This is a genomic window from Streptomyces sp. NPDC003038 (assembly GCF_040611115.1).
GTDB lineage: Bacteria > Actinomycetota > Actinomycetes > Streptomycetales > Streptomycetaceae > Streptomyces.
The window spans coordinates 64,490-91,229 of record NZ_JBEXNN010000024.1 but is presented as its reverse complement, the minus strand read 5'-3'; the positions used below and the strand labels follow the sequence as shown (position 1 = coordinate 91,229).

General features: G+C 71.9%; 25 protein-coding genes. 7 read left to right on the top strand and 18 right to left on the bottom strand.

Going from position 1 to position 26,740, the window contains the following annotated elements:
• The 3 genes from ABZX75_RS25725 to ABZX75_RS25715 form a co-directional block, all read right to left on the bottom strand.
• Positions 1 to 1,107, bottom strand: a 1,107-nt coding sequence (locus tag ABZX75_RS25725; protein ID WP_355414444.1) for an Hsp70 family protein, incomplete at its 3' end; no start/stop codon positions are given.
• A 106-nt stretch (positions 1,108 to 1,213) separates the two neighbouring features.
• Entirely contained in the window at positions 1,214 to 1,642 is a 429-nt protein-coding gene (locus ABZX75_RS25720; protein WP_355414442.1) for an Hsp20/alpha crystallin family protein, read from the bottom strand.
• A gap of 110 nt (positions 1,643 to 1,752) precedes the next feature.
• Positions 1,753 to 2,841: a polyprenyl synthetase family protein gene (locus ABZX75_RS25715; RefSeq protein ID WP_355414440.1), complete on the bottom strand. Its 1,089-nt coding sequence runs from the start codon at positions 2,839 to 2,841 to the stop codon at positions 1,753 to 1,755.
• Between the two features lie 280 nt (positions 2,842 to 3,121).
• On the opposite strand from ABZX75_RS25715, the gene ABZX75_RS25710 reads away from it, so the two are divergent.
• The 4 genes from ABZX75_RS25710 (at position 3,122) to ABZX75_RS25695 (ending at position 5,648) form a co-directional block, all read left to right on the top strand.
• Positions 3,122 to 3,562, top strand: coding sequence for a DUF4383 domain-containing protein (locus tag ABZX75_RS25710; protein ID WP_355414438.1), 441 nt, complete (start codon positions 3,122 to 3,124; stop codon positions 3,560 to 3,562).
• A 173-nt stretch (positions 3,563 to 3,735) separates the two neighbouring features.
• Complete coding sequence (locus ABZX75_RS25705) at positions 3,736 to 4,527, top strand: hypothetical protein (protein WP_355414436.1); 792 nt, start codon at positions 3,736 to 3,738, stop codon at positions 4,525 to 4,527.
• A gap of 3 nt (positions 4,528 to 4,530) precedes the next feature.
• On the top strand, positions 4,531 to 5,001 hold the full coding sequence (locus ABZX75_RS25700; RefSeq protein ID WP_355414434.1) for a phage holin family protein: 471 nt from the start codon (positions 4,531 to 4,533) through the stop codon (positions 4,999 to 5,001).
• Positions 4,977 to 5,648 (top strand): DUF3618 domain-containing protein, encoded by a 672-nt coding sequence (locus ABZX75_RS25695; protein WP_355414432.1) that lies wholly within the window; start codon positions 4,977 to 4,979, stop codon positions 5,646 to 5,648. Before ABZX75_RS25700 ends, ABZX75_RS25695 begins: the two co-directional genes overlap by 25 nt.
• A gap of 100 nt (positions 5,649 to 5,748) precedes the next feature.
• Here the strand turns inward: ABZX75_RS25695 and ABZX75_RS25690 are convergent, their stop codons facing one another.
• Together ABZX75_RS25690 and ABZX75_RS25685 are read right to left on the bottom strand one after the other, a co-directional pair.
• Positions 5,749 to 6,000 carry a hypothetical protein gene (locus ABZX75_RS25690; protein WP_355414430.1) on the bottom strand — a complete coding sequence of 84 codons (252 nt, stop codon included), beginning with the start codon at positions 5,998 to 6,000 and terminating at the stop codon, positions 5,749 to 5,751.
• Positions 6,001 to 6,012: 12 nt separating this feature from the next.
• Positions 6,013 to 6,276, bottom strand: coding sequence for a hypothetical protein (locus tag ABZX75_RS25685; RefSeq protein WP_355414428.1), 264 nt, complete (start codon positions 6,274 to 6,276; stop codon positions 6,013 to 6,015).
• A gap of 198 nt (positions 6,277 to 6,474) precedes the next feature.
• Here ABZX75_RS25685 and ABZX75_RS25680 point away from each other — a divergent pair, with 198 nt between their 5' ends.
• A complete protein-coding gene (locus ABZX75_RS25680; RefSeq protein ID WP_355414454.1) occupies positions 6,475 to 8,133 on the top strand; it encodes a catalase in 1,659 nt (552 codons plus the stop codon).
• 90 nt (positions 8,134 to 8,223) lie between these two features.
• Here ABZX75_RS25680 and ABZX75_RS25675 read toward each other — a convergent pair whose 3' ends face one another.
• From ABZX75_RS25675 to ABZX75_RS25665, 3 genes are all read right to left on the bottom strand, one after another.
• Positions 8,224 to 9,282, bottom strand: a complete 1,059-nt coding sequence (locus ABZX75_RS25675; RefSeq protein WP_355414426.1) for a glycosyltransferase family 4 protein — start codon at positions 9,280 to 9,282, stop codon at positions 8,224 to 8,226.
• Positions 9,283 to 9,290: 8 nt separating this feature from the next.
• The gene (locus tag ABZX75_RS25670; RefSeq protein ID WP_355414424.1) at positions 9,291 to 11,492 is read right to left on the bottom strand and encodes a glycogen debranching N-terminal domain-containing protein; all 2,202 of its coding nucleotides are present in this window, start codon (positions 11,490 to 11,492) and stop codon (positions 9,291 to 9,293) included.
• Positions 11,493 to 11,672: 180 nt separating this feature from the next.
• On the bottom strand, positions 11,673 to 12,497 hold the full coding sequence (locus tag ABZX75_RS25665) for an NAD(P)-dependent oxidoreductase (protein ID WP_355414422.1): 825 nt from the start codon (positions 12,495 to 12,497) through the stop codon (positions 11,673 to 11,675).
• A 106-nt stretch (positions 12,498 to 12,603) separates the two neighbouring features.
• Between ABZX75_RS25665 and ABZX75_RS25660 the strand changes: the two genes are divergently transcribed.
• Entirely contained in the window at positions 12,604 to 13,731 is a 1,128-nt protein-coding gene (locus tag ABZX75_RS25660; protein ID WP_355414420.1) for a YihY/virulence factor BrkB family protein, read from the top strand.
• Positions 13,732 to 14,092: 361 nt separating this feature from the next.
• Positions 14,093 to 15,571: an MFS transporter gene (locus ABZX75_RS25655; RefSeq protein ID WP_355414418.1), complete on the top strand. Its 1,479-nt coding sequence runs from the start codon at positions 14,093 to 14,095 to the stop codon at positions 15,569 to 15,571.
• Here ABZX75_RS25655 and ABZX75_RS25650 read toward each other — a convergent pair.
• From ABZX75_RS25650 to ABZX75_RS25605, 10 genes are all read right to left on the bottom strand, one after another.
• A complete protein-coding gene (locus ABZX75_RS25650; RefSeq protein WP_355414452.1) occupies positions 15,500 to 16,645 on the bottom strand; it encodes a glycosyltransferase family 9 protein in 1,146 nt (381 codons plus the stop codon). The genes ABZX75_RS25655 and ABZX75_RS25650 overlap by 72 nt on opposite strands.
• 35 nt (positions 16,646 to 16,680) lie before the next feature.
• Entirely contained in the window at positions 16,681 to 18,069 is a 1,389-nt protein-coding gene (rfaE2, locus tag ABZX75_RS25645; protein WP_355414416.1) for a D-glycero-beta-D-manno-heptose 1-phosphate adenylyltransferase, read from the bottom strand.
• A complete protein-coding gene (locus ABZX75_RS25640) occupies positions 18,066 to 18,698 on the bottom strand; it encodes an SIS domain-containing protein (RefSeq protein ID WP_355414414.1) in 633 nt (210 codons plus the stop codon). The genes rfaE2 and ABZX75_RS25640 overlap by 4 nt, the downstream gene beginning before the upstream one ends.
• Before the next feature lie 142 nt (positions 18,699 to 18,840).
• A complete protein-coding gene (locus ABZX75_RS25635; protein ID WP_355414412.1) occupies positions 18,841 to 20,082 on the bottom strand; it encodes a glycosyltransferase in 1,242 nt (413 codons plus the stop codon).
• Positions 20,079 to 21,044: a glycosyltransferase gene (locus tag ABZX75_RS25630; RefSeq protein ID WP_355414410.1), complete on the bottom strand. Its 966-nt coding sequence runs from the start codon at positions 21,042 to 21,044 to the stop codon at positions 20,079 to 20,081. The genes ABZX75_RS25635 and ABZX75_RS25630 overlap by 4 nt, the downstream gene beginning before the upstream one ends.
• Positions 21,041 to 22,120 (bottom strand): glycosyltransferase family 9 protein, encoded by a 1,080-nt coding sequence (locus ABZX75_RS25625; protein WP_355414408.1) that lies wholly within the window; start codon positions 22,118 to 22,120, stop codon positions 21,041 to 21,043. Before ABZX75_RS25625 ends, ABZX75_RS25630 begins: the two co-directional genes overlap by 4 nt.
• Positions 22,117 to 22,806 (bottom strand): HAD-IIIA family hydrolase, encoded by a 690-nt coding sequence (locus tag ABZX75_RS25620; RefSeq protein ID WP_355414406.1) that lies wholly within the window; start codon positions 22,804 to 22,806, stop codon positions 22,117 to 22,119. The genes ABZX75_RS25625 and ABZX75_RS25620 overlap by 4 nt, the downstream gene beginning before the upstream one ends.
• Complete coding sequence (locus ABZX75_RS25615; RefSeq protein ID WP_355414404.1) at positions 22,803 to 23,885, bottom strand: glycosyltransferase; 1,083 nt, start codon at positions 23,883 to 23,885, stop codon at positions 22,803 to 22,805. Before ABZX75_RS25615 ends, ABZX75_RS25620 begins: the two co-directional genes overlap by 4 nt.
• Positions 23,882 to 25,546, bottom strand: a complete 1,665-nt coding sequence (locus ABZX75_RS25610) for a carbamoyltransferase C-terminal domain-containing protein (protein WP_355414402.1) — start codon at positions 25,544 to 25,546, stop codon at positions 23,882 to 23,884. Before ABZX75_RS25610 ends, ABZX75_RS25615 begins: the two co-directional genes overlap by 4 nt.
• An 85-nt stretch (positions 25,547 to 25,631) precedes the next feature.
• Positions 25,632 to 26,594 carry an NAD-dependent epimerase/dehydratase family protein gene (locus ABZX75_RS25605; protein ID WP_355414450.1) on the bottom strand — a complete coding sequence of 321 codons (963 nt, stop codon included), beginning with the start codon at positions 26,592 to 26,594 and terminating at the stop codon, positions 25,632 to 25,634.
• Between the last annotated feature and the right edge of the window lie 146 nt (positions 26,595 to 26,740).

Here is a 26,740-nt window from a genome sequence, read left to right as displayed (position 1 = left end):
GTCGAGGAGCAGGACGTCCTTGACCTCACCCTTGAGCACACCGGCCTGGAGGGTGGCGCCGATGGCGACGACCTCGTCCGGGTTGACGCCCTTGTGCGGGTCCTTGCCGGTCAGCTCCCTGACGAGCGCCGTTACCGCGGGCATGCGGGTCGAGCCGCCCACGAGGATGACGTGGTCGATGTCCGACAGCTTGATCTTGGCGTCTTTGATCGCGTTGTGGAACGGCGCCTTGCAGCGCTCCAGCAGGTCGGCGGTCAGCTGCTCGAACTGGGAGCGCGTGAGCTTCTCGTCCAGGTGCAGCGGGCCCTCGGCCGAGGCGGAGATGTAGGGCAGGTTGATGGTCGTCTCGGTGGCGGCCGAGAGTTCGATCTTCGCCTTCTCGGAGGCCTCGCGCAGGCGCTGGAGCGCCATCTTGTCCTTGGACAGGTCGACGCCGTAACCGTTCTTGAACTGCTTCACCAGATGGTCGACGATCCGCTGGTCCCAGTCGTCACCGCCGAGGTGGGTGTCACCGTTGGTCGCCTTGACCTCCACCAGCCCTTCGCCGATCTCCAGGAGCGACACGTCGAAGGTGCCGCCGCCCAGGTCGAAGACGAGGATCGTCTGGTCGTTGTCCTTGTCGAGACCGTAGGCCAGGGCAGCCGCGGTCGGTTCGTTGATGATGCGCAGCACCTTCAGGCCCGCGATCTCGCCGGCTTCCTTCGTCGCGGTGCGCTGGGCGTCGTTGAAGTACGCCGGGACGGTGATCACGGCGTCGGTCACGTCCTCGCCGAGATACGCCTCCGCGTCCCTCTTGAGCTTCTGCAGCACCCGCGCCGAGATCTCCTGCGCCGTGTACCGCTTGCCTTCGACGCCGCCGGACTCGGGGAAGCGCCAATCGGCCTCTCCGATGTGCCGCTTCACCGACCGGGCGGTCAGATCCACGTTGGTCACCGATTGCCGCTTGGCGATCTCACCGACCAATACCTCGCCGCCCTTGGCGAACGCCACCACGGAGGGTGTCGTCCTGTTCCCTTCGGTGTTCGTGATGACCGTGGGCTCACCGCCTTCAAGGACGGCGACGACGGAGTTGGTCGTGCCCAGGTCGATCCCCACTGCCCGTGCCATTACTCGCTCCTCTCCGACTCTCGGCCGCCGGCGTCATGGCGGGAGTGGAGGGCGGGCCGAGGGGGAGGTGAGGATCCCGCCCTCCACGCTGTGTGCCGTACGCCCGTCAGGCGTTGATCTCCTTGCGCGTGTCGTTCCCGGCGCTGATTTCAATCTTCCGCGGCTTGGCCTTCTCGGCGACCGGAATGCTCAGTCGCAGCACGCCGGCCTCGTAGGAAGCCTCGATACGGTCGGTGTCCAGCGTCTCACCGAGGAACAGCTGGCGGCTGAAGGTGCCGGAGGGGCGTTCCGCGATCAGCACCTCGCCACCGCTTCCGGCGGCGGTGGTCCGTCGTTCCGCCTTCACGTTGAGGACGTTCTGCTCGACGTCGAGATCGATGGACCGGGGGTCGACACCGGGCAGGTCCAGCTCGACGACGAAGGCCTCGCCCTCACGGAAGGCGTCCATGGGCATGGCCGCCGGCCGGGCGGCCGTACCGAGAACCTGCTGCGTCAGCCGGTCGAACTCGCGGAAGGGGTCGGTTCGCATGAGCATCGTGGTTCACTCCTCTCCCTTTGGTCAGGGATGCACATGGCGACACCACCTATATATCGCTCCTCAATAAACTTGACAAGGACCCACTCAAGGGATTTTCTCCACTGCGATCACACGACCCGTTCCACGCTCCACACCGGAAGACGTTCGAAGAACGCGACCGCCTCTTCCCGCCACCTCGGTCGCCAGGCCGCGGCTTCGGCGCCGGCCAGCTCCGCATGGCGCTGCATGTCCGACCGCAGTTTCTGCGGGACGCCGTGGCGCTCGGCGACCTCGCGGATGGCGGCGATGGTCTCCTCGGTGCAGTCGGGGTCACCGAGGCCGGACTCGACCATGGCCCGCTCGGAGTCGGTGGCGGCCGTCAGGACGGCTCGGACGGTGTAGTTGCGCCGCCCGTCCCGGATGTCGGTCCCCGTGGGCTTGCCCATGGCCTTCGCGTCGCCGAAGAGGTCCTGGTAGTCGTCGCGCATCTGCTCGGAGATTCCCACGAGGCGGGCGTAGCGGCGCAGTTCCTTCTCGAAGTGGGCCGGCTGCCCGCCCGCGGCCAGGAGTCCCAGTTGCATCGGTGCCAGAGCCGAGTACCGGGCGGACTTGTAGTCGGCCACGCAGTGCAGGACTTCCTCGTCCGGGACCGGGGTGAAGTCGCGCTCCAGGTCGATGATCTGTCCCACGAACGTGGCTGATGCCGCCCTCGTCTGTACCTCGACCATGGCCTGGCGGACCGGAAGGGGGGCCTTCGAGTCGAGGAGCGCCTGGAGGGACAGCGCGAGCGCGAGGTCGCCCGCGAGGAGGGCGAGCCCGAGGGCGGCCTGCGGGTGGTCGGGGAACTTCTCACGGTAGGCGTAATGGGTGGAGGGGCCGCCCCGGCGGGTGGGGCTGTCGTCGATGATGTCGTCGTGGATCAGGCCGTGCGTCTGCAGCAGTTCGATGCTCAGCGCCGCGTCGTCCAGCCCCTCGACGGGCTCGGTGGTCACCAGACGGGCGGCTTCGTGGAGCAACGCCACCCTCATCCGCTTGCCTCCGCGCAAGGACAGATCCCGCAGGAGGCCGAGGCAGTCGGGTGTGAACCGGCTGAACGAGGGTGCGTCGAAGGCGTGGCCCAGGTTGTGGAAGTACGCCTCGAAGAGTGTGGTGAACCGGCGCTCGTATCCGGCGAGGCGGACCTGGATCTGTTCGGTGAGGGCGGTCGTGTCGGGCACGGGAAGTCTCCTGCTGGGTGCGGCGTTGGGGCCACGGTCGCAGACCGCCGGCAGGCGCCGTGCCCCGGGTGTCGGCCGCTGCGCGCACGGTCAGGACGCCGACTGGTCCGCGTGTTCCAGGTTTCGGCCACGGACCGGGTGGACAGGCGCAGCGAGCCGGTGAGGCCGCGTCGACACCGGCGCCGCCCGGGCAGGGGCCCGGTCGGTCCGGTCCGGTCGCCCCACCGCGTCCACGTCCACGTCCATCCACGTCCATCCACGTGCGAAACGAGGTCTTCCGATGGCCACACGTCACCACTCGGCAGTGGCCGGGCGTACTCCGCTTCAGCAGGCCGCGCTCCTGGTGGGTGCGGTGTTCCTGCTGGTCGGCGTGCTCGGCTTCATTCCCGGCATCACCACCGACTACGACTCCATGGCGTTCGCCGAGCACCACTCCGAGGCCAAGCTGCTGGGAGTGTTCCAGGTCTCCGTCCTGCACAACATCATCCATTTCCTGTTCGGCGTCGCCGGACTGGTGATGTCGGGGACGTGGCGGGGCGCGCGCGCTTTCCTGATCGGTGGCGGAGCGGTCTACCTCGTGCTGTGGCTCTACGGCCTCCTCATCGACCACGACAGCTCCGCCAACTTCGTGCCGGTCAACGACGCGGACAACTGGCTTCACCTCGGCCTGGGCCTCGGCATGATCGCCCTGGGCGTACTCCTCGGTCGGCGCCCCCGGTGATCCGGCCTGTGGCCGAGGCGCCCGGCCGTGCGCGGCACCGTGGTTCGGCTGGTTTCGAACGGGGCGGATGCCTGGCCGGACCCGGGGTATGCGCCCCGATGTAAGAGAGACCCGAAGTAAGACGGAAAAGCCCGTAAGACGGAAAAGGCCACTTTGACTCACTTGGAGGAGCCTTGAGTGACTTCGATGGCTCGAACCGCACAGACCAGAAGTCGTCGGCAGTAGCACAGACGGCTCAGGAGAAGGCGGGAGAAAGCGCCGCCCTGGTCGGTGACAAGGCCGCTGAGGTGGCCGGCACCGCCAAGCAAGAGATGAGCCACGTGGCAGGCGAGGCCACGGCGCAGGCCCGGAACCTGGCCGGCCAGGTGCGCGAGCAGCTCCAGGGCCAGGCACAGTCGCAGACTCAGCGCCTGGCGGAGAACGTGCGTCGGCTCGCCGACGAGCTCAGGGAGATGAGTGAGGGCGGTGCCAAGCCCGATTCCACCGCCGCGGGTGTGGCGCGCCAGATAGCCGACAGCGGCCGTCAGGTGGCTGACCGCCTGGAGCACCGGGGTCCCGACGGCCTGGTGTCCGACCTGCAGAACTTCGCACGGCGTCGCCCGGGCGTGTTCCTCGCGGGGGCGGCGCTGGCCGGGTTCGCGGTCGCGCGCGCCGGCAAGGGGGTCAGCGCGGCAGGCTCGGCCTCCGCCGATGGTGCTCCCCGCGCTGCCGCGCCCTCGCGCGAAGGCATGCCCACGCCTGGTGGCCAGGCCTCTTTCCCCAGCTCTCAGCTGGATCCCGACGCCGGCACAGGGTACGCGGACCCGCTGGACACCTACGGCCAGTCGCAGCCCCCACACGTCACGCCTGGCTACGGAGCCACCGGCCCCGGGGCCGGATCCGCAACCCCGCCGCCGCCCGCCTACCCGCCGCCTACCGCGACCGACCCGTCGTCGGCCGGGCAGCGACCGGGGCAAGGGAGCTGAAACATGGCCACGTCCTATTCCGAACGAACAGCGGCGGCGGACACCCGCCGCCCCGCGCCCGGGCCCGTGCCCGTGCCGCCTCCCGGCCCCGCCGTCGCCGAGTCTTCGATAGGCGACCTGATCAGCGCGATCAGCACTGATCTGTCGCAGCTGGTCCGCGACGAGGTCGAGCTCGCGAAGGCGGAGATCAAGCAGGAGTCGGCCAAGGCCGGCAAGGCCGTTGGGATGCTCGGCGGAGCCGGCTACGCAGGACACCTGGTGATGCTGATGGCCAGCCTCACCGTCGTATTCGCTCTCGCCAACGTCATGGACCTCGCTTGGGCCGCTCTGATCGTGACGGGCGTGTGGGCCGTGGTCGGCGCCGTCCTGTACTACATCGGCCGCAAGCAGCTGCGCACGGTGAACCTCAAACCGGAGCAGACGGTGGAGACCTTGAAGGAGGATGCCCAATGGGCGCGACACCTGAAGAGCTGAGGAACGACCTCGAATACCGTCGAGCCCACTTGGCCCGCAACGTCGACCTCCTGACGGACCGAGTGACTCCTCGCAAGGTGGCACGGCGCAAGGCGGGCAACGCCCGCCATCGGCTGACCACGATGAAGGAGCAGGTGATGGGTACAGCCCAAGAGACCGCCCACGGCGTTGCCGACAGTGCGGCGCAGGCGACCGGCAGCGTGACGGAGACGGCCAAGGACACCGCGGGCCAGATCGGCGAGGCCGTGCAGAACGCCCCGGCCCAGCTCAAGCGGCAGACGCAGGGCAGCCCGCTCGGAGCAGGTCTGATGGCGTTCGGCGCAGGCATGCTGGCCGCTGCCCTGCTGCCGACGACGGAAGCGGAGGAACGCTTGGGGCAGCAGCTGCGTGAGCACTCGGACGAGCTGGTGGAACCGGTCAAGCAAACGGCCATGGGCGCTGTCCGAGAGGTGCAGGACGAGCTGCGCGAGCCGGCTGCCCAGGCGGTCGAAGCGGTGAAGTCGAGTGCTCAGGAGGCGGCCCAGAGCACGAAGGAGCAGGCTCAAACCGCCGGCCGGGAGACGGCGGAGGGTATGCGGGAGGTCGGTCAGGACACCGTCCGCGAGGTCCGGGGCCAGGACGGAGACCCGTCGCAGCGCGGTAGGTAGGGACGAGGAGCGGGTGGAGGGCCTGCGCCGTCGGCGCAGGCCCTCCACGTGCCGGCTCACTCACCTGGCACCGGGCCGGGTCACCCGGCACGGTGCCCGGTCAGGCGCCGAGTTCGGCGATCGCGGTATCGAGGCGGGACGCGAGGGCGTCGAGGTCTTGTTCGGTCGGTGGGCCGGGCGCGAGCGCCGCGGCCAGGTCGCGGCCGGAGGCGACCTCGACGGCGCCGGCGTAGTGGTCCGAGGCGAGTCTGGCCGCCGGGACGACCTCCGTTCGGCCCTCGATCATCACGAGAGAGTGGTTCTCACCGGATTGATCGAGAAGGGCGCGGACCTGTTCGCGTGTGACTGCCATCGGGTCCGCCCTTCACGCACTCTCCGAGTCGCCCGAGTCGTCCGAGCCGGTCGGGGAGGGCTCCTCGGCTTCGTCCTCGGATTCGGCTTCGACACCCGCGAGGGGCTCCCCGCTGCCGGTGCCCGCTTGGTGGTAGCCCTCCCGGGCGCTTGCCGTGCCGGGGACGACGCGTTCCTGCGCCTGGCTCTCGGAGCCGGAATGCGCTCCCGGTTCCTCGTCGCTGCGGGCCCGCGCGAGACGGTCGGGCTCCGGGGCGTCGGGTGTGTGCTCAGTCATCTCATGTCCTTCCGCCGCGCTGACCCCCCGCTGACCCCTTCGGAGGGCCTGCCCGCGAAAACCGGGGCAAAACAGCGCGCGCGGGACGCCGGTCGTTGCGTGAGGATCGATGGTGCGGGTACTAGCAGGCAGTCGCGCCGCACGGCCATGGGCCGAGGCGGCCTCATGACACACGCCAACATCCAGGAGGAGCCGGCCGTGACCGACGTATCGAGCATGGGATCCGCCCCCGACGACCCCCGTCCGGTGCTCACCGACCGACAGGGTCACCCGATCTACGACAACCAGAACCAGCGCACGGTCGGCGTTCGCGGCCCGGCCACCTTGGAGAACTACCACTTCCTCGACAAGATCAGCCACTTCGACCGGGAGCGCATCCCCGAGCGTGTGGTCCACGCCCGCGGCGTGACCACGTACGGCTACTTCGAGTCCTACGGAGCCTGGGGTGACGAGCCGGTCAGCCGGTACACGCGGGCCAAGCTGTTCCAGGAACGCGGCAAGCGGACGGACGTCGCCGTGCGGTTCTCCACGGTCATCGGCGGGCGGGACTCCTCCGAGGCCGCCCGTGACCCGCGGGGTTTCGCCGTGAAGTTCTACACCGAGGACGGCAACTGGGACCTCGTCGGCAACAACCTCGGCGTGTTCTTCATCCGGGACGCCGTGAAGTTCCCCGACGTCATCCACTCCCTCAAGCCGGACCCCGTCTCGCACGAGCAGAAGCCAGCCCGGATCTTCGACTTCATGTCGCAGACTCCGGAGTCGATGCACATGCTGGTGAACCTGTTCAGCCCGCGTGGCATCCCGGCCGACTACCGGCACATGCAGGGCTTCGGAGTGAACACCTACAAGTGGGTGAACGCCGAGGGCCGGACCGTCCTGGTCAAGTACCACTGGATGCCCAAGCAGGGCGTGCGCAGTATGACCGAGGAGGACGCGGCCAACGTCCAGGCCGAGAACCTGGGCCACGCCACCAAGGACCTGTACGAGGCGATCCGGCGCGGCGACTACCCCGAATGGGAACTGCTGGTCCAGATGATGGAGGACCACGAGCACGCGGAGCTGGACTTCGACCCGCTCGACGACACCAAGACCTGGCCCGAGCAGGAGTTCCCGCCCAAGCCGGTCGGCAGGATGGTCCTCAACCGCACGGTGGACAACTATTTCGCCGAGAACGAGCAGATCGCCTTCGGCACGGGCGTACTCGTCGACGGTCTGGACTTCTCCGACGACAAGATGCTGGTCGGCCGTACGTTCTCGTACAGCGACACGCAGCGGCACCGGGTGGGCCCGAACTACCTCCAGCTGCCGGTGAACCAGGCCAAGCAGGCCGATGTACGAACCAACCAGCGCGACGGCATGATGGCCTACCAAGTCGACGGCGCGGGGGAGAATCCCGAGGTCAACTACGAGCCGTCGATCACCGGCGGGCTGCGGGAGGCGCAGTATCCGACGCATGACGAGCAGGGGCCGGAGATCCAGGGCCGGCTGACGCGCAAGCGCATCCCGCGCACCAACGACTACCTGCAGGCCGGGCAGCGGTATCTGCTGATGGAGGACTGGGAGCGCGACGACCTGGTCCACAACTTCGTCACGCTGATCGCCCAGTGCGACCGGGCCGTCCAGGAACGCATGGTGTGGCATCTGCTCCTGGTGGAGAACGAGCTCGGCCTGCGCGTCGGGGACGGACTGGGCATCGGCCCGTCCGATGTCTCCCACCTGGAGCCACTGGCCGGCCAGACCCTGACGGACGACGACCGCAAGAGGCTGGAGAACCTCGGCAGCAATCCGCCGCGCGACGTGACGGGCCTCACCATGACCCACTGCGTCCCCGACGAGCGGCATGTGGTGACCCGCTGACCCTCGTCCGATCCTCGTCGGACGGCCGATCATCGTCCGATCCTCGCCCGGCGCACAGCCCCGCACCCGGCCGCGGCCCGGCTCACGGAGTCAGGCCGCCGCCCGGAGCCGCTGCCGCTCGGCCAGGAGCTGGTAGAGCGATGCGTAGCCCGAGGTCATCTGCGCGGTGTCGAAATGCTCCAGCACCCGCCTGCGGCAGGCTCGGGGGGACAGGCGGTCGACGCAACGCACCGCGTCGGCCAGTTCGGCGGGGTGATCGCAGATGTACCCGGTCACGCCGTGCTCGACGATCTCGGGCACCGATCCCCGGCGGAGCGCCACGACGGGTGTGCCGCACGCCATGGCCTCGATCATCACCATGCCGAAGGGTTCTTCCCAGCAGATGGGGAAGAGCAGGCAGCGCGCCCGCGCGAGGAGGTCGAGTTTGACGCGGAGGTCCGCCTCGCCCACCCAATGAGCGTCCTCGCCCAGGCGGGGCAGGATCTCCCGCTCGAGGTAGAGCCGCTCTTCGGGGCCGTTGCACCTGCCCGCGACGGTGATGGGCACGCCCGCCCGGCGGGCGGCGTCGATGGCCAGGTGGACGCCCTTGTCGGCGGCGATCCGGCCCAGGAAGAGGGCCCGGTCCCCCTTGTGCTCGCGGAAGGGGTGGTCGAGGGTGCGCACCGCGTTGTGGACCTGACCGGACCACGGAATGTCCGGCGCCTGTTCCCGCTGCGCGTGCGAGATCGCCACCAAGTGCACGGTGTCGCCCAGAGCTCGGTAGTAGTCGCCGGTCTCTCCGGAAACGGGCCCGTGGGCGGTCATCACGGTGGGGGCCGGGCGCTGGCCGGCCTGGAGCGGCCCGGCCGTGCTGTGGTCGTGGATGACGTCCGGGTGAAGGCCGCGCAGTATCCGGGCGACCCGCGCGGCATGCAGGACTTCCGGGCCCGCGCTTCCCAGCTGTTCGCCTCTGGGTGTGTCGTCGACGGCGACGAACCGGCCCTTGGTCCCGTTGCTGCCGACGCCGATGACGGTCACCTGGTGCCCCCGCTCCACCAGGCCGTCCACCAGGGCCGCGCACATCGACTCGATCCCCCCGTAGGCGACGGGCGGCAGTTCGTACCAGGGTGTGGAGACCATGGCGATGTCGAGGGGACGGCTGCCGGACATGTCGCTCCTCACCTTCCCGGCCTTCCCGGCCGTATGTCGCGCGGGCGTGGCGGCGGCCCGGACGGCTGCCGATGGCTCGGGGCGGCGGTGAGCGGTCTGCGGGGCTGCTCGATGACCTCCACGTCCTCGGGCAGGCCTTCGAGACGGGTCGACTCGCCGTCGACGCGGAGCTCGGCGCGGCATCCGGCGAGCGGAAGGTTGTGGACGCTGAGGCGTCCGTAGCGCTGCGGCCACGCGGGCGCGAGCCACACCTGGCGGTGTGACATCCACGGGTCCATCCGCAGCAGCGCGCGTACCAGCTGCACCGGGGTGGCGGCCGCCCAGGCCTGCGGTGAGCAGGAGGTGGGATAGGGCAGCGGCGCGTCGTACTCGCCGCGGTCGAAGCCGCAGAAGAGCTCCGGGAGCCTGCCTCCGAAGGCCTCCGCCGCGTCGAGGATCCCGGTCGCCACCCGCTGGGCCTCCTCCACGAAGCCGTACCGCATCAGGCCGGTGGCCACCAGCGCGTTGTCGTGCGGCCACACCGATCCGTTGTGGTAGCTCATCGGGTTGTAGGCGCCCATCGAGGAGGCGAGGGTGCGTACTCCCCAGCCGGTGAACATCTCGGGCGACAGCAGCCGCTCCGCCACCCGGGCCGCTTTGTCCTCGTCGACGATCCCCGTCCACAGGCAGTGCCCCATGTTCGAGGCCAGGGCGTCGATCGGTCGTTTCTCCCCGTCCAGGCCGATGGCGAACCAGCCGCGGTCGGGCAGCCAGAACCGCTCGTTGAAGGCTTCCTTCAGCGCGGCTGCCCGCGTCCCCCAGTGGTCCACGCCCTCCATGTCTCCGGCCTCGTGGGCGAAGTGGGACCGCACCACGTAGGCGGCGTAGACGTAGCTCTGCACCTCGCACAGGGCGATCGGCGGCTCGGCCATGCGGCCGTCGGCGAAGTTGACGCCGTCGTAGGAGTCCTTCCAGCCCTGGTTGAGCAGACCGTCGTCGGTCATCCGCTGGTACTCCACGAAACCGTCGCCGTCCCGGTCCCCGTACTCCTCGATCCACGCCAGCGCGCGGTCCGCGTTCGGGAGCAGCGCCTCGACCGCCTCGGGGGCGATGCCCCAGCGGCGTAGCTCGCCCAGCATCACCACGAACAGCGGGGTCGCGTCCGCCGTGCCGTAGTAGACGCTGCCGCCGCCGCGGGCGAGGGGGAAGTCGAGGCCGAAGCGCGTCTCGTGCAGGATCCGCCCGGGCTGTTCCTCGGTGCGGGGGTCGGTGGTCGTGCCCTGGGCGCGGGCCAGGGTCTGCAGGGTGCCCAGGGCCAGGGTCGGATCCAGCGGCAGCGCCATGTACGAGGACAGCAGCGAGTCCCGCCCGAACAGCGCCATGAACCAAGGCGCGCCCGCGGCGACCGCCACGTTCTCGGGGTGCTCCGGGTCGAAGATGCGCAGCGCCCCCAGGTCCTCCAGGCTGCGTCGCAGGGTCCGGTGCAGCTCCGGGTCCTCGATCTCGGTGATGTGCGGGGTCGCCTCGCGCCACGCCCGCATGCGCAGGGCGGGCTGGGACTCGCCCACCTCGGATCCCGCCGGGAAGGTGCCGGCGATCTGCCGGCCGTCGATGCTCGGCTGGACCAGGACGGTCGTACGCCACTCGCCGCGCGGCTCCAGGTCGACCTGGAAGTCGAGGCGGTCGTGCCGCGCCCAGGCGCCGGCTGCCTCCACCCGTACGCCGCGGTGCGCCCGACCGGCCCGGAAGGCGATGGTCAGGCAGGAGCCCTCGGGGCTGGAGGAGACCTCGCCGTGGGGCCGCACCCGGTTTTCCTTCACCTCGAACAGATCGGCGAAGTCGGCGCTGATCCGCAGGGAAAGCGTCGCCGACACCGTCAGGTTGCCCAGGTTGCGCAGATGGAGGTCCTCGCGCATTCCGTCGCCGACGTAACGCCTGCGTTCCAGCAGCAGTTCGGTCTGCGAGCCGCGCGGGGGGACGCGGGCGACGAAGGTCGTGCTGTACGGATCACGGGACAGGACCGTGAGCTGCTGAGGGAGCCGGTCGTCCACCCGGAGCTGCCAGTCGGAGATGATGCGGGTGTCCCGGAAGAACAGCCCTTGGGGCCACTCCGCGTCCATGTCGCCCGCGGTTCCCGACACACAGAAGGTCGGCCCTTCGACCAGCGTCACCGTGGGCGCCCCGTGCACCGCGGGCTCGCTCTCGACGATCGAATCGAATACCTCACTCATACGTCCTCCGGTGCCGTTGCCGGTGCGGGCGCCCAGCCGTCAGCCGGCCGGTTCCCCAGCTGCCCGGTTCCCCCCGGGTCGGAGCTTCGGAGCGTCTCCCCCGGGGCGGCTACCCGGGCGTCGGGTCGCTACGCACCGGACCGGACGGCAAGGTCCCCGTGACGGACGGGCACCGGTTCGCTACGCCATCGGCACACCGAGCTCGGCGGTCACGGTGAAGTACCGGCCGCCGACGTACACCTCATCCGCCCGCTCCTGCGGATCGAGGCCGGCCAGCAGGTCGGCGGCGAACACCTCCGCGTCGTCGGCCGGCCTGTATCCCAGCTCCTCGGCCTCGCGCAGGGAGTAGATGTTCCGGGTGTTCCTCGACACCCCCCACACGATGCGGAAACCGGGACTCTCGGCGGTCAGACACGCCTCGAAGAGGCGTCCCGCATCGTCCGGGGACAGCCACGTCCTCAGTCCGTGCGGGCCCGGCGGACGCGAAAAACAGGAACCGATCCGCACGCAGATCACGTCCATGCCGAACCGGGAGTGGTAGAGGCTGCCCAAGGCCTCCATGGCCGCCTTGCTGAACCCGTAGTACGTGTCCGGACGCGCGCTGCTGTCGGCGGGGAGTCCTTCGGCTCCGGCTTCCTCCGTGGTGCGGAAACCCACCGCATGGCCGCTGGAAGCCAGCACCACCCGCCCGACGCCCGCCGACCGAGCCGCTTCCAGCACCACGCGCGTGCCCACGACGTTGGCCTCCAGGATCTCCTCCCAGGTGTCCTCCCTGCTCAGGCCCGCCAAGTGGATGACCGCGTCCACGCCGGCACACGCCTCCCGCATGGCCGAGGGGTCCGTGACCGACCCGACCACCACCTCGGCCGGCCCCGCGAGCAGCGCGTCGCCGGGAGGGACCACATCCATGAGGCGGAGCACACGCCCCGGCCGCCGCAAGCGGGGACACACCAAGCCGCCGACGACCCCGGAGGCACCCGTGATCAGAACGCGATGATCCGTCATGCGTCCATCGTCCCCCCTCCGGTCTCGGTTTCGCCGACCGCGGCCTCTTCCGGCGCCGGTGTGGCGGGGCGCGATTGGAGCCGCGTTTTCCGGAAAGTCGCCCCGTATGGCAGCACTATGGCAACGCAGGCGTCACGAGCAGAACCGGAGCGGCGGCCTGAGCCCCGCACCCGACGGGCGCACGGAGCGGGTGGCCGCGGACAGAACGGGGCCGGACGAGCAGGTGGAGCGCCATGCGCCCGACGGACCGACCGACATGCCCAAACGGGCCTGGGGCCAGGTACTGAAGGGCACGCTGAAGGAGTTCAAGGACGACGAGCTGGGCGACCGGGCCGCGGCATTGACCTATTACGGCATTCTGGCCCTCTTCCCGGCCCTGCTGGTGCTGGTGTCCATCCTCGGTCTCGCCGGCCGGTCGGTGACCCAGCAGGTGCTCGACAACCTGCAGACGCTCGCTCCGGGGGCCGCGCGCGACATCATCACCAGCGCCGTGCAGCAGTTGCAGGGCAACAGCGGCATCGGGTCGATCATGGCCCTCGTGGGCGTCGCCATAGCGGTGTGGTCCGCGTCCGGGTACGTGGCGGCGTTCATCCGCGCCTCCAACGCCGTCTACGACATGCCGGAGGGCCGGCCCGTGTGGAAGGTCCTGCCTCTGCGCCTCGGTCTGACCGTCACCCTGATGGTCATGGCGTGTGTGAGCGCGCTGATCGTCGTGTTCACCGGCGGTCTGGCCCGCCAGGCCGGGGACGTCCTGGGTATCGGTGACACGGCGCTGACGGTGTGGTCGATCGCCAAGTGGCCGGTCCTGGTCCTCCTCGTCACCATCATGATCGCCCTGTTGTACTGGGCGGCGCCGAACGCGAAGGGCCGCGGCTTCAAGTGGATCACCCCGGGCAGTTTCCTCGCCCTGGTGATATGGATGCTCGCCTCGGCCGGCTTCGCGTTCTACGTGGCGAACTTCGCCTCCTACAACAAGACCTACGGCACCCTCGCCGGTGTCATCGTCTTCCTGGTGTGGCTGTGGATCACCAACCTGGCGATCCTCCTGGGCCTCGAATTCGATGCCGAGATGTCGCGCCAGCGGGCCATCGCAGGCGGACACCCGACGGACGAAGAGCCGTACGTCGAGCCCCGCGACACCCGCGCGTGGAGCGAGGAGGACCAGGCGCGCATGGCGGGCGGCCGGCAGGCGGACGACCATGACCGCGAGCAGCCGGACGGCCCGAAGACCTGAGAAGGCGGCGGCGCGCGCCCGCCCCACGGGCGACGGAACCACGGGCGGGGCGCGCCGCCCGTGGTCGTTGGTGGCCGGCGGCCACGGCCAGGTGATCCCGACCGTTCAGCGGCCCGGAAAGGGCCCGTAGCGGTTCCTGTGAGCAAGCACACCCGGGCCCCCGGACCCCTGCCCCCGCAAGCGATTTCGCCCTCCGAGCCGTCCGCCGCACGCGTCCGGACGGCCGCGGCGAATCCTGGTCTGTCAGGATGGTTCGCCGGGACCCAGTGAGCCTGCCAGCCGATCGATCGCCACAGCGGTGGACGTGCCGGAGCACCGTCGGTCGTCCCGTCCCCGGTTTCGCCCCGCCACCAGCCGAGCCATGCGCTCTTTCAGGTACCCCACTGTGTCTTCTTTGCCGCCCTCCCCTGCCACCACGCCGCTTTCGACCACTCCCGACCGCTCCCCCTGGCGCTCTCTGCGCTACCGCAGCATGCGCTGGTGGTCCGTAGCCCACTTCGTCTCCAACACGGGGACGTGGATGCAGCTGACGGTCCAGAACCTGCTCGTGCTGCAGATCACCGGCTCCGCCGCCGCGACGGGTCTGTCCATCTCCGTCCAGGCGGCTCCGGGCCTGTTGATGGGCCTGGTCGGCGGTGCGGCGGTGGACCGGTGGAACCGCAAGGTGACCGCGGCCGTGAGCCAGGTCCTGCTGGGAGCCGTCGCCTTCCTGACCGCCGTCCTCGTTGCGGTCGGCCGGCTCGACTTCGGTGTGCTGATGGTGCTGGCCGCGGTGACCGGTCTCATCGCCACGGTCGACGGACCCGCCTGTGCTCTCCTCGGCAACGATCTGGTCCGTCCGCAGGACGTGCCCTCCGCCATCGGTGTGGGCTCGCTGATCTACAACGCGGGCCGGCTCGTCGGCGCCGCCCTCGGCGGAGTGACGGTCGCTTTCCTCGGTACGGCGGCCGCTTACGGGGCCAACGGCCTCTCCTTCCTCTTCGTCGCCGCCGTCATTCCGTTCCTGAAGCCCGCCCGGCAGCGGGCTGGGCGGGCGGAGAACGCCGAGAGGGCCGAGAAGGCCGCGAAGGTCTCCGTCCCCGCGCCTCGCACCGCCGAGCGGCCGAAGCCGACCCAGGTCAAGACGGCCGAGGCCAAGCCGACCCAGGTCGAGACGGCCGAGGTCAAGACGGCCGGCGCGGCGGATGCCGACCTGAGCGTGCGTCAGGGCCTCGCCTTCTTCATGAGCCGGCCCCGGCTGGTCGCGCTGGCCGCCATCAGCGGCGTCAGCGCCCTCTTCGGACGGAACTACGGGCTCACCCTCGTCGTGCTGGTGACGGGCCCCCTCGCGGGCGACGCCGCCGCCTTCGGCACGGTGTCCACCGTCCTGGCCGCCGGGGGCATCATCGGGGCGGTGCTGGGCGCCCGGCTGCGCAAGCCGAGCGTACGCACGGTCGGCATGCTGGCCGCCGCGGGATCCCTCCTCCAGGTGATGGCGGGGCTTTCGCCCTCACTGGCCGTGCTGCTCGTGCTCGTACTGCCGATGGCGGTCGCCGAGTCCGTCTCCGAAACCGCCGGAACGACAGTCCTCCAGACCGACCCGCCCGCTCACCTGCGCGGCCGCGTCCTGGGTGTCTGGAGCAGTGTCCGCACGCTGTGGGGCCTCGCGGCGCCGCCCGGGCTGGGGCTGCTCATGGAGTTGGCCGGGGTCCGAGGCGCACTGGTGATCGGCGGCCTCGTGGCCGCGGGCGCCATCGGAGCGGGCTTCCTGCTCCGCGGCCGCCGTACCTCACCCCAGGTTCTGTTCCTGGCCAAGCGCGGCACGGCGCCGGTGCGTCCGGGCCTGGGCACCGCCGCGTAGGCCGTTCGGCCGGTCCCCGGCCTCGGAGGGGGACGGTGACGGGGACGGGGACGGGCCCAGCAGGTCGTCCACGGCGTCGATCACCTCCTCGACCGTGATCCGCAGCAGCCGCCGGTCGGGCAGGCTTCCGTGCGCGTCTCCGGGGCGCAGCGGGTCGTCGCCCGGTTCGGGGTGCCACAGCACCCGATGCCGTTCGAGGGCCGGCGGGCCCCAGAGGCGGGGCGAGACAGGGCCGAACAGGATCACGGAGGGCGTTCCCAGCGCGGAGGCGAGGTGGGCGACTCCGGTGTCCCCCACCACCACGCACCGCGCCCCCGCGATGAGTGCGCTGATCTGCGAGAACGGTACGTCGGCCGCCCCGCCCAGCACGGCCCCGGGCGGTAGCCCCGCCTCGGCGGCCACGGAGTGGGCCAATCTGCCTTCAGCCGCGCCCGCGGTCACCACGACCCGGTGTCCCGCACGACGCAGCGCCGCCGCCACGGCCGAGAACCGCTCCGGCGGCCACCGCCGCGCCCCCGCGTCCGCGCCCGGGTGAATGACGACCGCGCCGGGCGCCGGTGAGGGCTCCTGCGGCGGCGGGATGCTCAGGTCGCCGGGCTCCGCGGGAATGCCGTACCAGCGCAGGAGCCGGCACCAGCGGTCCCGCTCGTGCTCGTCGGCGCGCCAGAACGGGCCCCGGATGCCGGGGGTCTGCGGGTGGCGGTAGGCCAGCATCCGGCCGGGCCCGAGCCGCTGCAGGAGCAGGTGGCTCGGCGGCCCGTTGCCGTGCAGGTCGACGGCGATGTCGGGCGGCGGGCCGTGCCAGGCGATGTCGGCGGGTACCTGACGTCCGGATGCCTCGGCCGCGAGCGTACGGTCGACCAGTCCGGTGGCGGCCGCGGCGGCCGCCAGCCGTTGCGGCGCGGCCAGCACGATCTCGTGCCCGGACAGGCTCCGCCGCAGGGCCCGCAGACAGGGCACCACCGTCAGCAGGTCGCCCAGTCCCAGGGCCCGCAGCACCAGGACGCGAGGCTGCGGGGCAGCCGCTCCCTCCGCGCCGGACCCACCGGGTGCGCTTCGCGGCTCCGCCTTCATCGTCATGTGTCCACTGCCTTCCGGCGGTACGGGTATCAGGATCCCGGCGGTACGGCGGCCGCCCGCGCCGCCCGGTCGGTCAGCAGGGTGGTGGAACGGCCGGCCAGGTACGGCAGGACCACGGCCTGGCCTCCCCATTGCCGCAGCACGGCCGCCTCGGGAAGGTCCTCGACCGCGTAGTCGCCCCCCTTGACCCAGATGTCCGGTCGCAACGCGTCGAGGAGTGCGGCCGGTGTGTCCTCCTCGAAGGCCACCACGGCGTCGACGCTGCCCAGCGCGCTCAGTACGCGCATCCGGTCGGCCAGTGGGTTGAGCGGGCGTCCGGGGCCCTTGCGCCGGGTGAGGGACGCGTCCGTGTTGACGCACACGATCAGGCAGTCGCCGATGCGGCGGGCACTTTCCAGCAGTCCGACGTGACCCGCGTGGATCAGGTCGAAGCAGCCGCCGGTCGCGACGACCGTCCCGCCCCGGGCCCGTACGCTCCGGGCGAGGGCGAAGGCGTCCGAGGGAGGGCTCTGTTCTTCGGCGGCCTCCGCCCGCCACAGCGCGGGGTTGCCCGCGCCTCCTGCCGCCACGAAGGCGCAGGCGTCGGCCACCGCCCGCTCCACGGCCTCTTCGGGCAGGGCTCCGTCCGCCAGGGCGGCCGCCGTGGCGGCGGCGAAGCAGTCACCCGCTCCGCACGGGTCCCCCTCGGCCCGGTAGGGCGGCGGCACGAGCATCGGGGTGTCCTCGCCCGGACGCGTCAGCAGCACCCCGCGCTCGCCGAGTGTCACGGCGACCGAAGCGGCCGCCCAGCGCTCCGCGAGCTCGGCGCCACGCCGGGCGTCGGCGCGCAGGCTGGTGCTCTCACCGGGGCACAGGGTGCGTGCCTCGGCCAGGTTCGGTGTCACCAGTCGCGCCCCGGGTACGGGCGTGTCGCCCTTGGGGTGGGGGTCCCAGACGAGGGGCGCACGGCGGGCGGCGTCCGCGAGGTGGGCCCGTACGGCCTGGGCGGTGTGGCGTCCGTAATCGGCGACGAGGACGGCGCCCGCGCAGGCCAGCGCGTCACGTACGGCTCGGTCCGGTGCGCCCGGCCGGCCGCCGCCGCGGTCGATCCGTACGAGCGGCCGGCCGTCCGCCAGGACCCGTGTCTTGACCGGGAGCGAGCCGTCCAGGGGCAGTTCGACCAGGGTGACCCGGCCGTGCAGCGCGCGGCGTACGGATTCGCTGGCTTGATCGTCGCCCAGGGCCGCGACCAGGACCACCTCGCGGCCTCCGCGCGCGGCCAGGACCGCCGCGAGGCCGGCGCCGCCCGGACGGCACAGTTCCGCGGTGACGTCGACGACCGGGGCCGGGGCGTCGGGTGAGAGTCGCGTGGCGACGCCGCTGATGTCCTGGTCCAGCAGGGCGTCCCCGACGACCACCAAGGGCCCGGGGGCACTCATCGCAGGCCCGGTGAGACGGTCACGGAGCGGCGGACCTTGGAGGTCTTGACCGAGGCGGCCGCGTCGAAGCTCTCGCACAGCAGATGGACGGCCACGAGATGGGCTTCCTGGACGGTTGCGGTCCGCGGCGCGTCGATGCACAGCGTCTCGTCGGCGATCTCGGCCAGCGGGTTGGGTCCGGGGCCGGTCATGGCCCAGACCTGTAGTCCGGTGGTCCGGGCCGTCGCCGCCGCCGCGATCAGGTTGGCGCTGCGGCCGGAGGTCGACAGCAGCAGGAGAACGTCTCCCGGTCGGCCGTGCGCGGACACCTGCCGCGCGAAGACGTGGTCGAAGCCGTAGTCGTTGCCGATGGCGGTGAGGCTTGAGGTCTCCGCGTGGAGGGCTATGGCCGAGTAGGCGGGCCGCTCCTCGCGGTAGCGGCCCACCAGTTCGGCGGTCAGGTGCTGTGCCTGGGCGGCGCTGCCGCCGTTGCCCGCGGCCAGCAGGCGGCCGCCTCCGGTCAGGATGCCGGCCAGCCGCCCGCCCCAGTCCGCCAGGCGGCCGATGCCGTCCCGGCGCAATCGCTCCAGCGCGTCTTGCAGGGACTGGCAGTGCTGGTGCGCGTCTTCGGTCACAGGGCCTTCGGTCACAGGGTCTTCGCTCATGATGGTCGGACAGGTCGCGGGTCAAAGGCGTCCGTGTCCGTGCCTCCCTCGTTGATCGGTACTGCGCGAAGGGTTCGGGTCGGTGATCCGGATCCGGGATCACGGATCCGTGATCCCGGATACGCGATCAGATCGCTCCCGTCATGGCGGGCCGTGACGCGAGCACCGAGCGGTACACCGCCTCGGTGGCCTCCGCGACGCTCGCCCAGCTGTACCGGCTCAGTACGCGCCTGCGGCCCGCCGCTCCGCAGCTCAGCCTCCGGGCGTAGTCGGCCAGGAGCGGGGCGACGGCCGCGGCGAGGGCCGCCGGGTCGCCGGGCGGTACGAGCCTGCCGGTGACGAAGTCGGCGATGGTGTCCAGTTGGCCGCCGACCGCGCTCGCGACGACGGGCCTGCCGCAGGCCATCGCCTCCAGCGGCACGATGCCGAAGGGTTCGTAGTCCGCCGGGCACAGCACCACGTCGGCGCCGCGGAGCACCGCGGGGACCTCCGCGCTGGGCACCGCCCCCGTGAAGCGCACCCGGTCGGCGACTCCCGCTCGCCTGGCGACGGCACGCAGCCGGCGGACTTCCGGGTCCTCCCCGAGGCGGTCCGCGGTCGGCCCGCCCACCACGACCAGTTCCGTATCGGGCAGGAAGGCGAGGGCCCGGATGGAGACGGCGGTGCCCTTGCGCGGCACGAGGCGGCCCAGTTGGACGAGCCGGTGGCGGTGGGGGCCCCGTTCGAGGGTCGGCCCCTGCGGGGTGAAGACCTCGGGGTCCACTCCACAGGGCACGATGTCGACCCGGTCGGGCGGGATGCCCATCCGCGCCAGCTCGGCGACCTCGTCACGGCAGGTGGCGACCACCCGGTCGCCGTGCAGGCCGATCTCCCTCTCGCAAGCGATCCGCGCCGGCGGGCTGGTGTCCGCGTGCCCCTGGTGGCGCCGCTTGACGGTGCCCAGGGCGTGGTAGGTGTGCAGCAGCGGCAGCCGCAGTTCCCGGGTGGCCATCAACGAGGCCATCCCCGACATCCAGAAGTGCGAGTGCACCAGGTCGGGGGCCTGCCGCTGCCATTCCCGCGTCAGATAGTGGCCGAAGGCGGTCATGTGCGGGAGCAGTTCGTCCTTGGGGATCTGCTGCGCGGGCCCGGCGGGCACGTGGTGCACCTCCACGCCCGCCCGCATGCGGGTGCGGTCCGGCAGGTGACGCGCGTCCTTGCGGGTGTAGACCGTGACGCGGTGTCCACGGTCGGCGAGGGCTCCGGCGAGGCACGCGACATGGACGTTCTGGCCTCCGGCGTCGACGCCGCCCAGGGCGGCGAGGGGGCTGGCGTGCTCCGAGACGAGGGCGATCGACAGCCGTCCCGCGTCGAAGGGGCTGGACGTCATGAGCGCACCTCCGCCATCACACGCTCCCAGTCGGCCAGGAAGCGCTTGAGTCCGTACCGTTCGAGGGCCGCCTGACGTGCCCGGGCCCCGTCCTCGGCTGCGGCCCCGGGGTCCTCCAGATAGCGGCGGGCGGCCCGCGCCAGGACCTCGGGGCGGGTCGACAGGGTCCCGGTGCCGGGCGGGACGGCCTCCACCGCCTCCGTGGTGGCGAGGGCCACCACGGGCATGCCGAGGTGCATGGCCTCCAGCAGGGACAGGCCCAGGGAGGTCCAGCGCACGGGGTGCAGGTAGAACCGGCGCTGCGCCATGGCCGCGTGCAGCTCGCTCTGCGGGAGGTCGGCGGTGCGGCAGCGGTCGGGGGGCACGCCCAGGTGTGCGGCGAGTCCCGCGCTGCGCATGCCGAACACGTCCAGCGGAGCAGCCTCGGCCAGGGCGGGCAGGAGGTCGGTTCCGGTGTAACGGCCACGGCGTACGGGGTCGTTGACCACGACCGCCGCGTGGGGGATCCGGCCGGTGTACAGATGGCCGGGGTCGACGATGCCGTGCTCGATCACCTCGGAGCGGGTGGTGCCGTTGTCCCAGAACAACCGGTTGAAGTGGGTGACGTGTACCAGCGTCAGGTCGCCGCGGTCCGCGAACGGGTGCCTGGTCGTGGGGACGTTGCCGTCCGGGGCGTTGTGCTCCAGGTAGACGGCCGGCAGGTCCCGTCCCGGCCGCCGGCCGCCCAGCCATCGCGCGGCGAGCTCCATCTCGTGGGGACGCTGGAGGATCACGAGGTCCACCGGTGCCTCACGGAGTTCCTCGGGCGTGATCTCGCGCACCGAATCGGGCCAGGAGAAGGTCCGCGCCCGTCCCAGGCCGTCCGGATCCCGTCCGGGGGTCACGGGAACGAGGTAGGTGTGCGGCCCCTGAACGAATGCCGTCGTCCACGATCCGTGTACATGCCACAGCAAGATGTTCATACGGTCGCTCCTCGCTCCATTTCCGATGAGTCCTGCGCACCCGCAGACCCTGTGCGGCGCGCCGGTCGGCCGCCGAGGCGGGCCACTGCCGCGAGTACCTCCGCGTCACGGATGTCGTCCAGACAGGGATGGCCGCGGACCGGGCAATGGCGTGCCCTGCTTCCGCGGCACGGTGCGCTCTGGTCCCCCAGCAGCACGTGCGGAACGCCGTACGGGCGCCAGCGCTCGGCCGGCACCACGGGGGAGAACAGGCAGGCCACCGGTGTACCGACCGCGGCGGCGAGGTGCGCGGGCCCGGTGTTGCCGACCAGTACGGCATCGGCCCCGGCCAGGACCCCCGCGAGGTGGCGCAGGTCCCCGGTGACGCCGCCGAGGTCGAGGGCGTGTCGGCCCGCGACCTCGGCGGTCAGCGCCCGCTCCGCCGGGCCTCCGGTCACGACGACCCGGTACCCGGCGGTGTCCAGGGCCGCGCATGCCCGTGCGGCGCGCGCCGGACTCCAGGCGCGCGCCGTCACCGCCGCACCCGGGTGCAGCACCACGTACGGGTCCCGCCCGGTCAGATGCGTGCAGTCGGGCGGTTCGCCGACGCGCAGGGCCCCGTCATCGCCTTGCGGCAGCGCGTAGCCGGCGTCTTCCGCGAGGTCCAGGGCGGCCTGGGCTTCGTGGCGGTCAGGACGTCTGTGGTGGCGCAGGTCGAGGAGTGCGCCGGGATAGTCCTCGCAGTCGGCCGCCGTCCATCCGACGCCGGCGAGTTTGAGCAGCAGCGCGGCCGGAAGCGGACTCTGGTGGTAGGAGACGAGGATCAGGGCACGGTCGAATCGGCCGCGGGACACGGAGGCGATCAGGTCGAGCCACGGGCCGTTCGCCACCGGCGCGGGCTCAAGACCGACCCAGGGGGCTTCGTAGACGAGCACGTCGTCGACGCCGGGCAGCAGCCGGGCCGCCGGCGCGCCCTGCGGACCGCACAGGAGCGCGGTGTACGAGGACCCGTGTGCGACGGCGCGCAGCGCGGGTCCGGCCAGGATGACGTCGCCCGCGCTGTCCAGCCGGACGACGAGCGTGCGCGGCGCGGTCATCGCACACCGCTCGGGGTGCGCACGGTGTCATCGGCTCGGGTGTTCAGGACCAGGCGGACGGCCGCCAGCAGGTCGGGGGCCGTCTCCCGGGCCCGGCGGATCTCCTCGGGCCGGGTGAGGGCGGTGGGCACCAGCACCCCGCGGGCCCCGGCGGCGCGGGCCGCTTCCATGTCGGCGCCGATGTCGCCGATGAGGACGGTGCGGTCGGCCGGTACACGCAGCCGCGCGCAGGCGGCGAGCACCAGTCCGGGAGCCGGCTTGCGGCAGTCGCATCCGTCGCCCGGTCCGTGCGGGCAGACCGCCCATACGGCGAACGGCCCGATGAGGGCGTCCACGCGCTGCCGCACCGCCTGCACCTGGTGGCGGGTCAGCAGCCCGCGGGCCACGCCCGACTGGTTGCTGACCACGCCGACCGGGATGCCGAGGGCGGTCACCGCTGCGACGGCCTCCCTGGCCGAGGGCATCGGCAGGACGCGTCGGGGGTCGCCGTTGTAGGGGACGTCGACGACGAGCGTGCCGTCGCGGTCGAAGAGGACCGCCGCGGGGAGGGTGGGGTCCCCCGCGGCGCCGGCGGGAGCCGCCCGGCCGCGGCCGGGCGCGGAGGGGAGCGCGTCGCCGAACAGCCAGTGGCCCTCGGCGGCGGGTGCCTCGTGCGCCGGACCCGGCGGTGGGGGACGGCCGTTCATGCCCGTACCTGCGTGACGGCCCGTTCCTGGGGCGCCGCGGCGGCGGCCGCGGGCCTGTGGGACGCCAGGGGGCGGGCGCGGCGATGAGCGGCCAGGCCCCGCAACCAGTGCCAGCTGGCGGTGGGAGGGATGAGTGCGCTGGTTATCGCCATGGCGGCGGTCTCCTCGCGGGTACGCGGACCCGGCGCGATCCGGGCCGCTGCGAACTCGGCGGTCCCGGCCAGCCATCCGGCGGCGCACAGCGCGGCGGCACCGGGCCGGCGCAGAACGGCGCAGGACAGCGCCGCCACCGCCGCGCCGGTCACCAGGAGGTGCCGTGGGAGACGTCCGCGCGGTGCCTCGGCGCGGCTCCACCAGTCCCGGCCGTGCAGTCGGGTCATCAGCACGTCGTCGGCGTTGCCGGCCTGCTGGCGTACGGAGATCCAGCGGTCGGCCGGGCGGACGGGGTGGGTGGTGCGGCGGCTGCCCGCCGCGAGGGTCCAGCCGGCGTCGAGGACGCGCAGCGCCAGATCAGCGTCCTCGCGGAAGGCCCGCCGGAAGCGCTCGTCGAATCCGCCGACGTTGTCCAGGGCCTCCCGGCGGTAGGCCATGTCCGCGGTGATCCATCGGGCGGTCGCCAGCCCCGCCGTGTTGCGCTCCCAGTCGGTGGGCCGGCGGTCGGCGGGCAGCGGCACGGTGATGCGGGCGGTCACGCCCGCGGTGCGGTCCGACGCGGTCGACAGGTCGCGGGCCAGTCGCTCGCACCAGTCGTGAGCGGGAACCACGTCGTCGTCGAGGAAGACGATCCACCCCGCGGTGCCGGCCGCCCGCCAACCCGCGTTCCGCGCCGCGGCCGGCCCGCGGCCACCGCTGGTCACCACGGTGGTGATCGCTCGCAGCGCCTCGGGGATCTGGGCGTGCGGCCCCGGGCCGCGAGCGGCCCGCCGGTCGTCGACGAGTACCACCCGGACCGGCCGGGGCCCGCGGGCGTGCGCCAGCGCGGTGAGGCAGGTGGTCAGGCTGGGGCGGCCGAGTGTGGGGATGACGACCGCGTACGCGGGATCCGCCCGCACGGTGCCGTGGCCGGGTGCGCCGGTCATCGCGACCACCCGTCGTCGCCCGAGCCGAAGAAGGTGCCGCGCCGGACCGCGTACGGGCCGATGGCGAGGAGGTCGACCGGTGAGGAGCCGAAGCATTCCAGCGCTTCCCGGGGGTCGTCGACCATGGGCCGGCCCGCCGTGTTGAGGCTGGTGTTGACCACGACGGGAAGGCCGGTGAGCTGCTCGAACTCGCTGAGCATGCGGGCGACCAGCGGTTCGGACGCCGGGTCCACGGTCTGGATGCGGGCTGTTCCGTCGACGTGTACGACGGCGGGGATCCGCTCCCGCCATTGCGGTGCCACGTCGTGGACGAAGAGCATGTAGGGGCTGGGAATCGGCCCGTCGAAGATGTCCGCCGCCCGGTCGGCGAGAACCATGGGAGCGACCGGCCGGAACTGCTCGCGGCCCTTGACGTCGTTGAGGCGTTCGAGATTGCCCGCGTGGCCGGGGTGGGCCAGCAGCGAGCGGTGGCCCAGTGCCCGCGGCCCGTACTCGGAGCGTCCCTGGAACCAGGCGACGATGGCGTTGTCGGCCAGTGCGCGCGCCACGGTCGCCGCGATGTCCGGCGGGCGTTCGAACGGCACGGCGGCGGTCTTGAGGAGGGCGCCGAGGTCGGCGTCGGACCATTCGCGCCCCAGGTCGGCTCCGGCCATGGGCTCCGGCTCGTCCCCCAGACCGGCGGCGAGGAGCAGGGCGCCGCCCAGTGCGGTGCCTGCGTCGCCCGCGGCGGGCTGCACCCAGACCCGGGAGAAGGGCCCTTCCCGCGCGATACGGGAGTTGGCGACGCAGTTGAGCGCGACGCCCCCGGCGAGAGTGAGCACCTGGTCGTGCGTCTGGCCGTGGAGCCAGCGCGCGAGGTCCAGCAGTGTCTCCTCCAGTACGGCCTGCGCGCTGGCCGCCACGTCCGCGTGGTCCTGGGTCCAGGGCTCCTCGGGGTCGCGAGGGGCGCACAGTTCGTGCCAGGGGACGCCGGTGGCGCGGAAGCCTCCGTCGCCGGTGGGGTGGACGTAGCGGCGCAGTTCCGCCAGCATGCGGGGCCTGCCGTGCGAGGCCAGGGCCATCACCTTGAACTCGTCCGAGGACCGCAGGAATCCCAGGTGGCCCGTGAGTTCCTCGTAGACGAGGCCCAGCGAGTGCGGCAGGTCCTGGGCGTGCAGCGGCTCCAGCCGGTCACCGATCCGCCGCGCCGCCAGGTGGGAGGCGCGCTCGCCGCGCCCGTCGAGGACCAGGACGGACGAGGTCTCGGCGCCGTCCGCGGCGAAGGCGCCGGAAGCGGCGTGGGCCATGTGGTGCGGGACGAAGCGGACGATGCCCGGGTCCAGGCCGGGAAGCGCTGTCGCGAGGAACCCCGGGGCCTGGCGCGCGTACGTCAGCCGCAGGTGGTCCCAGGGGTCGTCCAGGCCCATGGCATCGGCGGGCCGCGCGAGGTCGGGGTCGAAGGAGTAGGCGACGGCGTCGAGGTCCTGGGGACGCAGGCCGGCCCGTTTCAGGCACCAGGCCGCGGCCTGTTCGGGCAGTTCCCACGCGGAGAACGGCACCGGACGCTTGCCGTGCTTGCGGCGCGAGAACCGTTCCTCCTCGGCGGCGGCGACGGTACGCCCGTCGACGACGACCGCGGCGGCGGGGTCGTGGAAGAGGGCGTTGATCCCGAGAATGCGCATGATGACAGCCTTTCGATGAGGAGCGCGCCAGGCCCTGCGGGTGCCGGCGGGCACCGCGAGGGCGTTCGGCCGTGACAGCCGTGGATCAGCTGTCCGGGTGCGCGCGGAACCAGGCGATGGTCCGCCGCAGTCCCTCTTCGGCCGTCACCGTCGGTTCCCACTGGAGCTTGTCGTGCGCCAGCGTGATGTCCGGACAGCGCACCGCCGGGTCGTCCGTCGGCCGCTCGACGAAACGGATCTCGGAACGGGAACCGGTCAGGTCGATGACCCATCGGGCCAGTTCCAGCATCGTGATCTCGTTCGGGTTGCCGATGTTGACGGGGCCGCGCATCCCGTGGGCCGCCGCGGCGAGGATGCCGCGTACCGTGTCGTCGACGTAGCACAGCGATCGGGTCTGGAGGCCGTCGCCGGTGACGGTGAGGGGCTCGCCGGCCAGTGCCTGCCGGATGAAGGTCGGCACGGCACGGCCGTCGTAGCCGCGCATCCGCGGACCATAGGTGTTGAACAGGCGCACGATGCCGGTGTCGGTACCGTGCGCGCCGGCGTCGGCCGTGGTCAGCGCCTCACCGAAGCGCTTCGCCTCGTCGTACACGCTGCGCGGGCCGACCGGGTTGACGTTGCCCCAGTAGCGTTCGTTCTGCGGGTGCTCGTGCGGGTCGCCGTACACCTCGGACGTGGACGCGAGTATGAAGCGGGCGCCTGCTTTGTGGGCCAGCGACAGCGCGTTGCGGGTACCGAGGCTGCCCGTCTCCAGCGTGTGCAGGGGCAGCCGCAGATAGTCGGCGGGTGAGGCCGGCGAGGCGAAGTGCAGTACGAGATCGGGCGGCCGCTCGACCGTGAAGGGCTGGGAGACGTCGGCCTCGTGGAAGACGAAGCCCGGCCGGTCCAGCAGGGCCGCGATGTTCTCCGGGCGACCGGTGCTGAAGTCGTCCAGGCAGGTGACGTCCGTACCCGCGTCCATCAGGGCGGTGCACAGGTGGGAGCCGACGAAACCGGCACCGCCGGTGACGACCGCGTGCTCCCAGCGGCGTGGGGCTGTTCTGTCCATGGGGATCTCCTCTGACAGGTCGGGCATCGGATGACCGTTCCTTCCCGCTCCGGCGTGCCCGTCCGCCGGTGGAGCCGCCCGAGGTGGTGCCTGCGGGGGGTGTCTGCGGGGTGGTGCCTACGGGGTGGTGTCTACGGGTGGTGCTA